At 69.3% G+C, this 13,327-nt stretch carries 11 protein-coding genes; 7 read left to right on the top strand and 4 right to left on the bottom strand.

Annotation, left to right across the window (positions count from 1 at the left end):
• Positions 1-858, bottom strand: an 858-nt coding sequence (speE, locus tag G7A99_RS11780; protein WP_240466254.1) for a polyamine aminopropyltransferase, incomplete at its 3' end; no start/stop codon positions are given.
• A gap of 97 nt (positions 859-955) precedes the next feature.
• On the opposite strand from speE, the gene G7A99_RS11785 reads away from it, so the two are divergent.
• From G7A99_RS11785 to G7A99_RS11815, 7 genes are all read left to right on the top strand, one after another.
• Positions 956-1,705 carry an electron transfer flavoprotein subunit beta/FixA family protein gene (locus tag G7A99_RS11785; protein ID WP_018719673.1) on the top strand — a complete coding sequence of 250 codons (750 nt, stop codon included), beginning with the start codon at positions 956-958 and terminating at the stop codon, positions 1,703-1,705.
• A 2-nt stretch (positions 1,706-1,707) separates the two neighbouring features.
• Positions 1,708-2,658, top strand: coding sequence for an electron transfer flavoprotein subunit alpha/FixB family protein (locus tag G7A99_RS11790; protein WP_018719672.1), 951 nt, complete (start codon positions 1,708-1,710; stop codon positions 2,656-2,658).
• Positions 2,659-2,685: 27 nt separating this feature from the next.
• A complete protein-coding gene (locus G7A99_RS11795; protein WP_163140386.1) occupies positions 2,686-4,458 on the top strand; it encodes an acyl-CoA dehydrogenase in 1,773 nt (590 codons plus the stop codon).
• An 11-nt stretch (positions 4,459-4,469) separates the two neighbouring features.
• Positions 4,470-6,107 (top strand): electron transfer flavoprotein-ubiquinone oxidoreductase, encoded by a 1,638-nt coding sequence (locus G7A99_RS11800; protein WP_163140388.1) that lies wholly within the window; start codon positions 4,470-4,472, stop codon positions 6,105-6,107.
• Positions 6,108-6,155: 48 nt separating this feature from the next.
• The gene (gene bktB, locus G7A99_RS11805; protein ID WP_163140390.1) at positions 6,156-7,346 is read left to right on the top strand and encodes a beta-ketothiolase BktB; all 1,191 of its coding nucleotides are present in this window, start codon (positions 6,156-6,158) and stop codon (positions 7,344-7,346) included.
• A 125-nt stretch (positions 7,347-7,471) separates the two neighbouring features.
• The gene (locus G7A99_RS11810; RefSeq protein WP_205599826.1) at positions 7,472-9,118 is read left to right on the top strand and encodes an acyl-CoA synthetase; all 1,647 of its coding nucleotides are present in this window, start codon (positions 7,472-7,474) and stop codon (positions 9,116-9,118) included.
• On the top strand, positions 9,111-9,977 hold the full coding sequence (locus G7A99_RS11815; RefSeq protein WP_163140392.1) for a 3-hydroxyacyl-CoA dehydrogenase family protein: 867 nt from the start codon (positions 9,111-9,113) through the stop codon (positions 9,975-9,977). Before G7A99_RS11810 ends, G7A99_RS11815 begins: the two co-directional genes overlap by 8 nt.
• Before the next feature lie 9 nt (positions 9,978-9,986).
• Here G7A99_RS11815 and G7A99_RS11820 read toward each other — a convergent pair whose 3' ends face one another.
• From G7A99_RS11820 to G7A99_RS11830, 3 genes are all read right to left on the bottom strand, one after another.
• The gene (locus G7A99_RS11820; RefSeq protein WP_018719666.1) at positions 9,987-10,640 is read right to left on the bottom strand and encodes a response regulator transcription factor; all 654 of its coding nucleotides are present in this window, start codon (positions 10,638-10,640) and stop codon (positions 9,987-9,989) included.
• Positions 10,630-12,405 (bottom strand): PAS domain S-box protein, encoded by a 1,776-nt coding sequence (locus G7A99_RS11825; RefSeq protein ID WP_018719665.1) that lies wholly within the window; start codon positions 12,403-12,405, stop codon positions 10,630-10,632. The genes G7A99_RS11820 and G7A99_RS11825 overlap by 11 nt, the downstream gene beginning before the upstream one ends.
• A 535-nt stretch (positions 12,406-12,940) precedes the next feature.
• Complete coding sequence (locus tag G7A99_RS11830) at positions 12,941-13,198, bottom strand: hypothetical protein (protein ID WP_156831294.1); 258 nt, start codon at positions 13,196-13,198, stop codon at positions 12,941-12,943.
• Positions 13,199-13,327 lie beyond the last annotated feature (129 nt).

The raw sequence follows: 13,327 nt of genomic DNA on the forward strand, positions 1-13,327 counted from the left end.
CACCGGCGTGCCGCGCCCGGCGAGGGTGGCGCTCCACCAGCCGCCGGGGTAGCTCGGCACCGGGAAGGGCAGGGTCACGCGCTGGTCGAAGCCCGCCTCGGCGAGTGCGCCGTGGAGGTCGCGGATGAGGGTGTCGGCGTGGAACAGCGGCGACTCGCTCTGCTGCATTACCAGCCCGCCGTCGTCGAGGACGCGGTGCACCTCGCGCAGGAAAGGGGCGCCGAACAGGCCCTCGGCGAAGCCCACCGGATCCGTGCTGTCGATGATGACCACGTCGAATGAGTCCGCCGGCGTGTCGCGGACGTAGGCGACACCGTCGGTGAAGCGCAGCTCCGCGCGGGGATCGCCGTTGGCCTCGGTGAGCTCGGGGAAGAAGCGCTCGGAGGCCCGGGTCACGCCCTCGTCGATGTCCACCAGCACCGCGCGCTCCACGCCGGGGTGGCGCAGGACCTCGCGCAGGGTGCCGCAGTCGCCGCCGCCGACGATCAGCACCCGCCGGGGATCGGTGTGGGTGAACAGCGCCGGGTGGGCCATCATCTCGTGGTAGAGGAAGTTGTCCCGCGTCGTCAGCATCACGCAGCCGTCCAGGGTGAGGACGTTGCCCCAGTGGCTCGTCTCGAAGACCTGGATGTGCTGATAGCGGGTACGCTCATCGAGGAGCTTGCGGTGCACTCGCAGCGAGAAGGCGACACCCTCGCTCTCGAATGCTTCGGAGAACCATTGATCGTCGAGGCTCATGGGCGGCTCCCGGTGGATGGTCGGCGGGAGTTTACTAGTACCGACACGGAGCAGCCATTCCCCCAGGCTGCGCACGGTGTCCGCGGCCTCTGCCGCGTATCCCGTACCCGCCTGCGCCACAGTATTTACCTAATCAAATACAGTGTTGACACTATATTTGATAGCGAATAGCGTGAGCCCACCCAAGGCAAGCAGCGCGCAGAGGGGGAGAGTCGCCATGAAGGTCTTGGTCACCGCCAAGCGCGTCGTCGACCACAACGTCCGCGTGCGTGTCCGCCCCGATGGTTCCGGGGTCGATACCGCCAGCGTGAAGATGTCCATGAACCCCTTCGACGAGATCGCCGTCGAGGCCGCGGTGCGGCTGCGCGAGGCCGGGCAGGCGGACGAGGTCGTGGTGGTCAGCATCGGCGAAAAAGCCGTCACCGACGTGATCCGCACCGCGCTCGCCCTGGGCGCCGATCGCGGCATCCACGTGGACACGGACGCCGAGCTCCAGCCGCCGGCGGTCAGCCGCGCCCTCGCCGAGCTGGCCGTGCGGGAGACGCCGGACCTTATCCTCATGGGCAAGCAGGCCATCGACGACGACTCCAACCAGACCGCGCAGATGTTGGCGGGCCGGCTCGGCTGGGGCCAGGGCACCTTTGCCTGTGGCATCGAGCCGGCGGATGGCGAGGTCATCGTCGCGCGAGAGGTGGACGGCGGCACGCGCCGGGTCGCGCTCCGGCTGCCCGCGGTGGTGACCGCCGACCTGCGGCTCAATGAGCCCCGCTACGTAAAGCTCCCCGACATCATGAAGGCCAAGCGCAAGCCCCTGGAGGCCATGTCCCTCGCCGACCTGGGTGTGGCCGGGGACGCCGGGCTCACGCTGCTTGGCGTCAGCGAGCCGCCGGGGCGCGAGCCCGGCGTGCGCGTCGCCGACGCTGCCGAGCTGGCTGCACGGCTCCGTGACGAGGCACAGGTGATCTGACCATGAGTATCCTCCTGATCGCAGAGCACGACGGACGCACCCTCGGCGAGGCGAGCCGGCGCGCGGCCTCCGCCGCCCGGCAGCTCGGCGAGGGCTACGACGTCCTGGTCATCGGCGGTCCCGGCTGTGTCGGTGTCGCCGACGCCGCGGCGGGGCTGGACGGTGCTGTCCAGGTCCTCCTCTGTGAGGACGACGCCTATGCTGACGACCTCGCCGAGCCCGTGGCGGAGCGTATCGCCACGCTGGTGCGCGACGGCGGCTACGACGGCGTCGTCGCTGCGGGCACGAGTACCGGCAAGGACGTGATGCCCCGGGTGGCCGGGCTGCTGGACGTGGCGATGGTCTCCGATGCCGTCGCGGTGGAGAACGGGCGTACCTTTATCCGCCCCATCTATGCCGGCAATGCCCTGGCACGGGTGCGTTGCGAAGACGTCGTGCGTGTGGTCACGGTGCGCACCAGCGCCTTCGACTCCGTGGCGGAGGCGGATACCGCAGCTCCCTGCGAGCGCCTGTCCGCCGGGGATCACCCGCCGTTGTCACGTTTCGTCGACGAGTCGCTGAGTGCCGGCGACGGGCCGGATCTCGCTAACGCCAGGGTGGTGATCTCCGGCGGGCGTGGCCTCGGCGGCGCCGAGGCCTTCGACATGCTTCGCGAGCTCGCCGCCGAGCTCGGTGCGGCGGTGGGCGCTTCCCGCGCTGCCGTGGACGCCGGTTATATCGCCAACGACTGCCAAGTGGGACAGACCGGCAAGATCGTAGCCCCGGAGCTTTATCTCGCGGTCGGTATCTCCGGGGCCATCCAGCACCTCGCCGGCATGAAGGACAGTCGGGTGATCGCCGCGATCAACCGTGACGAGGAGGCCCCCATCTTCCAGGTTGCCGACTACGCCCTGGTCGGCGATCTGTTCGAGGCCGTGCCGCAGTTGCTCGACGCCCTGCGTACGCGCCAGTGACCCGCCAGCCCGGACAGCGAGACAATCATGACTGCCTACTTTGCCCCCGTGCGCGAACTGCGCTTCGTCATCGAAGAGCTCATCGGACTGGACCGGGTGGCTGCCCTGCCGGGCCTGGAGGAGGCCACGCCGGACGTCGTCGAGGCCGTGCTTGAGGAGGCGGCGCGTCTCGCCGGCGAGGTCTGGTCACCGCTCAACCGCAGCGGTGACGAAGCGGGTTGCCGGCTTGACGAGACCGGCGTGCACGCCCCGGCGGGATTCCGCGAGGCCTACCAGGCCTTCGTCGAAGGAGGCTGGAACGGCATTGCCGCCGATCCCGACTGGGGTGGGCAGGGCCTGCCGGAGCTGCTCGCCTGCGCCACCCAGGAAGTGTGGAATAGCGCGAACATGGCGCTGGCGCTGTGTCCGCTGCTCACTGCCGGGGCCGTGCTGGCGCTGGAGCGCCACGGCAGTGACAGCCTCAAGCAGCGATTTCTCGCGCCGCTGGTCAGCGGCGAGTGGCCGGGCACGATGAATCTGACCGAGCCCCAGGCCGGTTCGGACCTCTCCGCGATCAACACGCGCGCCGTGCCGGAGGGCGATCACTACCGGATCACCGGACAGAAGCTGTTCATCACCTGGGGCGATCACGACATGACGGAGAACATCGTCCATCTCGTGCTCGCCCGCACCCCGGACGCCGAAGCGGGCAACCGCGGCATCTCCATGTTCCTGGTGCCCCACCGCTTCGTCGACGACGCCGGCCGGCCCGGCGAGCGCAACGACGTGCGCTGCGTGGCGCTGGAGCACAAGCTCGGCATCCATGCCAGCCCCACCTGCCTGCTCAGCTTCGGCGACGACGGCGGGGCGGTGGGCTACCTGGTCGGCGAGCCCGGGCGCGGTCTCCACCAGATGTTCACGATGATGAACGAGGCCCGCCACAAGGTCGGCGTCCAGGCAGTTGGCGTGTGCGAGCGCGCCTATCAACAGGCCAGGGACTATGCCCGGGAGCGGGTGCAGGGGCGTCGCCCCGGCGGCAGCAGGCCGGCCGCCATCATCCACCACCCGGACGTGCGGCGGATGCTCATGACCATGCGTGCCGGCACCGAGGCGATGCGGGCGCTGGGTATGCTTGCCGCTGCGGAAATGGACGTCGCCCGGCGTGCGCCGGACAACGGTGACGCCGCCGCGGCGGAGCGCCGGGTGGCGCTGCTCACGCCCCTGATCAAGGGCACCGCGACGGAACTCGGCCACGAGCTGACCTCGCTGGGTGTGCAGGTGCACGGCGGCATGGGCTACGTCGAGGAGACCGGGGCCGCGCAATACCTGCGTGACGCCCGTATCACCACCATCTACGAGGGGACCACCGGTATCCAGGCCCAGGACTTCACCCTGCGCCGGGTCCTTCGCGACGGTGGCGAGACCCTGTCGGCGGTGCTCGACGAGGCCGAGGCGGATGCGGCGGCGCTGGCGGAGCGTGATGCCCTGGCGGTCGAGGGCAAGGCCCTGCGGGCCGCGCTGGACGGCCTGCGGCGGAGTACCGTGCACCTCCTGGAGCACGGTGGCGAGGCGGCCCTGGCCGGCGCCACCCCCTATCTCATGCAGGCGGGGTTCGTGCTCGGTGGCTGGCAGATGGGCCGGGCGGCGGTGCTCGCCGACCGGGCCCTGGAGGCCGGCACCGCCGAGCATCCCTTCTACGAGGCCAAGCGTGCCACGGCGGCGTTCTACATGCGTCACTTCCTGCCGCGGGCGGATGCGCTCGGTCATGGTGTGACCGATGATGACGGGGCCACGCTGTCCCTGGCTGAGGAGCAGTTCTGAGGAAAAGGGGCATGGAACGCGAGAGCATGGACTACGACGTGGTGATCGTCGGTGGCGGCCCCTCGGGGCTGGCGGCGTCGATCCGGTTGATGCAGCAGGCCACGGCGGCTGCGCAGGAGCTGTCGGTATGCGTGCTGGAGAAGGGCAGCGAGATCGGCGCCCACATCCTCTCCGGAGCGGTGCTTGACCCGCGCGCGCTCGACGAGCTGCTTCCGGACTGGCGCGATCGCGGCGCGCCGCTGCACACCACGGTCGCCGAGGACCGCTTCCTGCTGCTCGGCGAGCGAAGTGCCCGGCGGCTGCCCACGCCGCCGCAGATGGCCAACGAGGGCAACTATATCATCAGCCTCGGCAATCTCTGCCGCTGGCTCGCCGAGCAGGCCGAAGCGTTCGGCGTTGAGATCTACCCGGGCTTCGCCGCCGCCGAGGTGCTCTACCACGACGACGGCTCGGTCAAGGGCGTGGCCACCGGTGACATGGGGCTGAACCCGGACGGCACGCCGGGGGCGAACCACGAGCCGGGCGTGGAGCTGCATGCCCGCCAGACGCTGTTCGCCGAGGGCTGCCGCGGCTCGCTCACCAAGCGCCTCTTCGAGCGCTTCGACCTGCGTGCCGGGGCCGATCCACAGACCTACGGGCTCGGGATCAAGGAGCTCTGGGAGGTGGATCCGGCGCAGCACCAGCCGGGACTGGTCATCCACACCGTGGGCTGGCCGATGGACCCGAAAACCTACGGGGGGAGCTTTCTCTACCACCTCGAGGACAACCAGGTCGCGGTGGGCTTCGTGGTGGGGCTCGACTACGACAACCCCTATCTCTCGCCGTTCGAGGAGATGCAGCGGTTCAAGACCCACCCGGCGATCCGTCCCACCTTCGAGGGCGGGCGACGCATCAGCTACGGCGCACGTGCGATCAGCGAGGGCGGCTACCAGTCCATCCCGCGGCTGACCTTCCCGGGCGGGGCGCTCATCGGTGACACCGCGGGCTTTCTCAACACCCCCCGGATCAAGGGCAGTCACACCGCCATGAAGTCCGGCATGACCGCCGCGGAGGCGGTCTTCGAGGCGCTCACCGGCGAGGCGGCGGAGGCCGGTGCCGAAGTCAGCGCCTATCCCGAGCAGCTGCGCCGGAGCTGGCTGTGGGACGAGCTCTACCGCGCGCGCAACATCCGCCCCGCCTTCCGCTGGGGGCTGTGGCCGGCTATCGCCTACTCCGCCATCGACACGTACCTCTTCCGGGGGAAGGCACCGTGGACGTTCCACCACCACGCCGACCACGAGCAGCTCAAACCGAAGGACGAGGCCACGCCCATCGACTATCCCAAGCCAGACGGGGTGATCACCTTCGACCGCCTCTCCTCGGTGTTCATCTCCAACACCAACCACGAGGAGAGCCAGCCCTGCCATCTCACGCTGCGAGAAGGAGGGGTGCCTGTGCGCGTGAACCTCGAGCGCTACGCCGGCCCGGAGGCGCGCTACTGCCCGGCTGGGGTGTACGAGTTCGTCGACGACGACTCGGGCAATTCGATCCTGCAGATCAACGCGCAGAACTGCGTGCATTGCAAGACCTGCGACATCAAGGACCCCACCCAGAACATCGACTGGGTCGTCCCCGAAGGTGGCGGTGGACCCAATTACCCCAACATGTAGGGCTGGCCGGGTTTTCGAAGACACGAGCGGTACATTTCTGGAGGCGATATGCAGGAAGTAGTCGTTGTCGACGGTGTCCGCACCCCGATCGGCAGTTATGGCGGCGCGCTCAAAGACGTTCCCCTCGGCGAACTCGCCGCCTCGGTGGTGCACGAGGCAGTCGTCCGTGCCGGAGTGTCGCCGGAGGCGGTGGGGCATACCGTCTTCGGCAATGTCATTCACACCGAGCCGCGGGATATGTACCTCGCCCGGGTCGCCTCCGTGAACGGCGGCCTGCCCGTCTCCACCCCGGCTCTCACCCTCAACCGGCTGTGCGGCAGCGGCCTGCAGGCCATCCTCACCGCCGCCGACTACATCCGCACCGGCGAGGCGGATTGCACCGTCGCCGGCGGTGGCGACGCCATGAGCCGTGCACCGTACTGGCTGCCCGCCGGCCGCTGGGGCCAGCGCATGGGCGACGGGCAGATGCTCGATGCCATGGTCGGCGCGCTCACCGACCCGTTCGACGAGTGTCACATGGGTATCACCGCGGAAAACGTTGCCGAGAAGTGGGGAATCCCCCGCGAGGACCAGGACGCCCTCGCCGCGGAGAGCCACCGCCGGGCGAGCGCGGCCATCGACGCCGGCCATTTCCGCGAGCAGATCCTTCCGGTGGAGATCCGCGGGCGCAGGGGCACGGTCACCGTGGACACCGACGAGGGGCCCCGCCGGGACGTTGACGTCGAGCGCATGGCCGCGATGAAGCCCGTGTTCAAGCGCGACGGCGGTACCGTCACCGCCGGCAACGCCTCCACGCTCAACGACAGCGCCGCCGCGGTGGTACTCGCTTCCCGCGAGGCTGCCGAGCGCCAGGGCCTGAATCCGCGGGCGCGGCTGGTTGCCGGCACGGTCGCCGCAGTGGAGCCGCGGTACATGGGCATCGGTCCGGTCCCCGCCGTGCGCCAGCTGCTCGAGCGCGCCGGCGTGGCCACCGGCGATGTGGACACCTGGGAGATCAACGAGGCCTTCGCCGCCCAGGCGCTGGCGGTGGTGCGAGACCTCGAACTGGACTCGGCGCGGGTGAACCCCAACGGCAGCGGTATTTCCCTCGGCCACCCCATCGGTGCCACCGGGACCATCCTCACCGTCAAGGCGATCCACGAGCTGGAGCGCATCGGCGGGCGCTACGCGGTGGTGACCATGTGCATCGGCGGCGGTCAGGGCATCGCTGCGCTGTTCGAGCGTTTGCGATCGGATTAGTACGAATCACAGTCGTGGCTACATAACCGGGAGGTGGTGCGGCAGCCATTTTCGCATAGGAGGAGAGCAGCCCGCGGCGCCGCTGCGTATGGGCTGAGAATCAGACGCTAAACCGGGAGCTTGCAATGGAACAAGCCAGCGTGAATATCTTCGATCAGGGCCTGCCGGCGTGCGGGGCGAACTACGTGCCGCTGTCGCCGCTGACGTTCATCGAGCGTAACGCCGTCGTCTATCCCGATTACACCGCGGTGGTTTACGGTGCTACCCGCCGCAACTGGGCCCAGACCTACGAGCGTTGCTGCCGGCTCGCCTCGGCGCTGAGCCAGCGGGCCGTCGGCCGCGGCGACACTGTCGCGGTGATGCTGCCCAATATCCCGTCGATGCTCGAGGCGCACTTCGGCGTGCCCTTCACCGGCGGTGTACTCAATGCACTGAACACCCGACTGGACGCCGATTCCATCGCCTACATGCTGCGCCACGGCGAGGCCCGGGTGCTGATTGCCGATACCGAGTACGCCGACGTCGTCGAGCAGGCCCTGGCACAGCTCGACGAGCCGCCGGTGCTGGTGGAGGTCGCCGATCCGGAGGGCCCTGGCGGGCGCCGCCTGGGCGGTACGGATTACGAGGCCTTCCTGGAGGCGGGGGACCCGGCGTTCGCCTACCGCCTGCCGGAGGCCGAGTGGGACGCCATCTCGCTCAACTATACCTCGGGCACCACCGGCAATCCCAAGGGCGTGGTCTACCACCACCGCGGCGCCTACCTGAATGCCCTGGGCAATATGTGCGTGTGGGCCATGCCGCACCACCCCGTCTACCTGTGGACCCTGCCGATGTTCCACTGCAACGGCTGGTGCTTCCCGTGGACGGTGACCGCCGCGGCGGGCACCCACGTGTGCCTGCGCAAGGTCGACCCGGCGGTGATCATGGCACTGATCGACGAGGAAGGCATCACCCATTTCTGCGGTGCCCCCATCGTGCTCAACGGCCTGGTGAACATGCCCGAGTCGCAGCGCCGCACGTTCGGCCATACCGTGCGGGCGATGACCGCGGGCGCCGCGCCGCCGGCGGCGACCCTGGCGGGGGTGGAGTCCCTGGGCATCGAGGTCACCCATGTCTATGGCCTCACCGAGACCTACGGCCCGGTGACCGTGTGCGGCTGGCGCGACGAGTGGGACGAGCTGCCGCTGGACGAGCGCGCGCGGATCAAGTCCCGCCAGGGCGTGCGCTACCACGTCCTCGAGGGTCTGCGCGTGATCGACCAGCAGACCGGCGCGCCGGTCCCGAAGGATGGCCAGACGCTGGGCGAGGTCGTGATGCGCGGTAACAACATCATGAAGGGCTATCTCAAGAACGAGGCGGCCACCCGTGAGGCGTTCGCGGACGGCTGGTATCACACCGGCGACCTGGCGGTGTGGCACCCGGACGGCTACATCGACCTGAAGGACCGGCTCAAGGACATCATCATCTCCGGGGGGGAGAACATCTCGACCATCGAGCTCGAGGATGTCCTGTTCCGCCACCCGGCGGTCGCCGAGGCGGCGGTGGTGGCGAAACCCGACGAAAAGTGGGGCGAGACCCCGTGCGCGTACGTGACCCTGAAGCCGGGGCACGAGGAGGTCACGGAGGCGGATATCATCGAGCACTGCCGTGCCCACCTCGCGCGGTTCAAGGTTCCCAGGCACGTGGTGTTCTCGGAGCTGCCGAAGACCGCCACGGGCAAGGTCCAGAAATACGTCCTACGGGGAATGGCAGAGGAGGATGCCGATGACTGACACGCCGCAGCGCATCGCCGTCGTGGGGGCGGGCACCATGGGCCGGGGCATCGCCCAGACCGCCCTGGTCGCGGATCGCGAGGTCGTGATCTGCGATGTCTCCGAGACCGCACTGGAGCAGGCCCGCGAGGCCATCGGCGGCGGCCTGCGCCGCCTCGTCGACAAGGGCCGGCTGGAGGCTGACGCCGCCGAGGCCGCGCTCGCGCGACTCAGCGTCACCACCCGCATGGCGGACCTGGCCGATGCAACGGTGATTGTCGAGGCGGCGCCGGAGTCCCCGGAGCTCAAGGAGGGCATCTTCCGCGAGCTCGACACCGTGGCACCGGAGGCGATCCTGGCCTCCAATACCTCCTCGCTGTCGCTCACGCGGCTGGCGGAGGTGACCGGCCGCCCGGAGCGGGTCGTGGGGATGCACTTCTTCAACCCGGTGCCGGTGATGCCGCTGGTGGAGGTGATCCGCGCCCGGCAGACCGCGGACCACGTCGTCGAGACGGTGGAGGCGCTGGCCCGGGACCTGGGCAAGACCCCGGTGCGAATCGGCGACAGCCCCGGCTTTGCCGTCAACCGCATCCTCATCCCGATGATCAACGAAGCCGCGTTCGTGGTCGAGGAGGGCGTGGCCACCGCGGAGGCGGTGGACGAGGCCATGCGCCTGGGGGCCAATCACCCCATCGGTCCGCTGGCGCTGGCGGACATGATCGGCGTCGATGTGGTGGTGGCCATCATGGAGGTCCTCCAGCAGGGCCTGGACGAGGCCAAGTACCGGCCCTGCCCGCTGCTGCGCCGGTTGATGGATGAGGGGCATCTCGGCCGCAAAACCGGCCGGGGCTTCTGCGAGTATCCCGCCGAGGGCGGCTGACCGCCGCGCTCAGCCGGAGGCGTCGTCCCCGGCCGGGCTGTCCAGCGGCGGGAGGATCTCCAGCCGCTCGGCCATCCTCACCCAATGCGCCAGGTCGCGGGCCTGCATCGCTTTCATGGCACGCAATCGGTAGATCTCGGCGGTCTTGGCGCTGACGCCCAGCGCCTCGCCGATCTGCCGGTTGGTGCACCCGAGCGCGGCCAGGCGCAGGATGTCGCGCTCCTTCGGCCGCAGGGCGTCGAAACGCGCCCGCAGTGCGGCTGCGTAGTCGTGCCGGGCGCGCCGCCGGCGGGTGTGTTCCAGCGCCTGCTGGACGCTGTCGATGAGCTGCTGGTCGTTGAACGGTTTCTCGATGAAGTCGAACGCCCCGTGCTTTAGGGCGTGCACGGCCATGGGCACGTCGCCGTGGCCTGTGACGATGAGCACCGCCGCGTCGACACCGAGCGCGTTGAGCCGTTCCTGGACCTGGATGCCGCTCATTCCGGGCATGCGCACGTCGAGCAGGATGCAGCCGATCTCCGGGCCGAGCTCGGCGAGCAGGGATTCCCCGTCCGGGTAGACGGTGACCGGCAGGTGCACGGAGCTCAGCAGCCAACGCAGGGAATCGCGGAAGTCCGGGTCGTCGTCGACCACGGCCACGGTGAGGGCGCGCTCATCCGTCATTCGTGGCGTCTCCGTTGCAACGGCGATCGCGGCGGCAGAGTGTACCCACGAAGCGGCAGCCACCGTCCGCCGGGGCTGGGGCCAGGCGTAGCTCGCCGCCGAGAGCCTCCATGATCGAGGCGCTGATCGACAGGCCCATTCCCAGGCCTTCGCGCTTGGTAGTGAAGAAGGTCTCGAAGATGCGTCCGTCCAGCCCGGGGCTAATGCCGGGGCCGTGGTCGCGTACGGCGAACGCCACGCTCGTCGTGTCCTCGCCCCAGGCGGCTATTTCCACCAGGCGTCGCTCCGGGACCATCTCCGCGCAGGCTTCCACCGCGTTCATGATCAGGTTCACGATCACCTGCTCCACCTGAACCGGGTCAGCGTCGGCGGCGGGGAGGTCCGCCGCCGTGTCCAGTCGCAGGGTGACGCCCGCGGCCTCGGCACGCCATTCGCAGTGCGCCCGGGCCCGGTCCAGGACGGCGGCGAGGTCCATGGACGTCCGCCGCACGTGGCCCCGGCGCACGGAGGCGCGGATGCGCTTGAGGATCTCGTTCATGCGCTGGACCTGGCTCTGAAGCTTCTGTAGCGGTGCCGCCAGTTCGCCGCACGGGCGGTCGGGTGCGGCGCGGATGACATTTAGCATGCCGCTGGCATAGTTAGACGTCGTCGCCAGCGGCTGATTGAGTTCGTGGGCGACCTGCGAGGCCAACTCCCCGGTCGCCGCTAGGCGATTGGCGTGGGCGATCTCCTGTTGGTGTTTCTGTGCCTGCGCCTCCGCGTTCTTGCGCTCGCGGATGTCCCGGTTGAGCAGTGTCATCCTTCCGGCGGGGCCGTCCGGGTCGTCGTCGGTCAGGGCCACGGTGAGCACCGGCACTGCCTCCCCGCCGGGGCCCTGCATCTCCAGCTCGCCTTGCCAGCTGCCCTGGGCGCCGAGCGCCGGGCGCACCTCCTCGCGCAGGCGCCGCAGCGAGCCCGGTCGGTAGAGCCCTTCCAGCGGTGCGCCCGCGTCCGTGGCAGCCGTGCCGAAGCGTCCGCGCGCCGCGCGGTTGGCCGAGCCGAGGCGCTCGCCGAGCTCCACGAAGAGCACATAGTCCGTGGTGGACTCCACCGCTCGGGCGAGCCGTTCCCGCTCCCGCTCGGTGGCTACACGCCGGGAGACGTCCCGGGAGACGCAGAGGATGTCGATGAGCTCGCCGGTGCCGCCGTCGCGGTGGGTGACGCTGGTGGTCTCGAACCAGACATAATGTCCGGCCTTGTGGCGGATGCGGTAGAGGTGCAGATAGAAACCGTGGTCATGGAATATCCGTGGATCCTTGTCGAACACGGCGCGACGGTCGTCCGGGTGGAACAGGTCGTAGGCGGAGATGCCGATCACCTCCTCCGGCGTATAGCCGAGGAGCTTGCGGATGGCCGGCGATGCGAACAGGAAGCGCCCGTCTCTTCCGTGGCGAGAGATAACATCGGTGGAGTGATCCACCAACAGCCGGTAGCGGATGTGGTCGTCGTCGCCGGGGGCGCCGTCGCCCGGCGCCACTTCGTCGCCGTACCACAAGGTGTGGCCGTCGCGCTCCAGGGGTTGGCAGGACCAGGTCAGGGTCAGGCCTTCCACGGGGTGGGCGGCGTCGCGCACGCAGCCGCCGGTGGCGAGGGCCTCGCGGTGAAGTGAGGTGCGCGTGGGGGGCAATAGCCCGCTGGCGTCCAGGCCTGTGCGCGCAATCAGCCGTTGCGCGGTCCGATTGACGAAGCACGGTGTGCCGTTGGCATCCAGTTCCACCACCGGCACTGGCGCATCGTTGAGTACGGATTGGGCCGCTGTCCTCGCGCCAGGCGGTCTATGGCCGGTCGGGGGCGGCGCAGAAACGCGTGTACCTGTCATTGCGCGAGAAGGTCATGCTGCGGTCGCGTTGGCGTTCGATCGTCAATGATACCATCCGCGCCACCTCGCACTTCTCCAATTTCCTGGCCGTGCCGCATCAGCGTCTGTCTCGGCCGCACTTGCGGGGTACCCGCGCTGTCGCCCCGATGTCTCGTACCACGAGATCCGGCATTTCTTCGCCCCGCAGGAGCACGGCGTCGACGAAGCGCCGCACGGCGGCACGGTCGGGGAGTTGGAACCACCGCCCACGGGGATACTGGGCGACGATGGGGCCGCGGTTGCAGGGGATTAGGCAGCTCGTCTCGGAGACGATACACCGTTGCCACAGCTCGGCCGCCCGCAACGCGTCGGTGAACTCCGCGCGCAGCGAGGGCGCGTCGCGAAAATGGCAGCGCGGTCCGGTGCATACCAGCAGGTGATGCTCGAAGGCGGGCACGTGATCTCACCCGGGCTTGCCGAGCGACGGTGGAACCGTCTTTACGGACTTGGCCGTGTGTGCGGAATCTACGGCCTGGCGCCGCACTGTCGCCAGCGTCGCCTCCTCAGCACACTGGTCCTCGCCGAGGGTGACCGTGACGTTCGACGGGGCCCGTGTCTGTCGCCAGTGTGCCAGCGCCCCGGGTAGCCAGGCGGCGATGCTATCGGAGAATGGCAGTCCGACGGGCTGGACGTGCAGGTGACGCGCCCCCGCTGCGGCCATGGTGTCCAGGGCCGCGGGCAGGAATGATTTTCATCTGTTTGTACGCAACCGACCCGGCGTATCCGGGACGTTGCCGGATGCCTGCGTGGATGCCTTTCGATGCGGCACCGGCGACGGCGGTGCCGTGCC

Source organism: Arhodomonas sp. KWT (genome assembly GCF_010993615.1).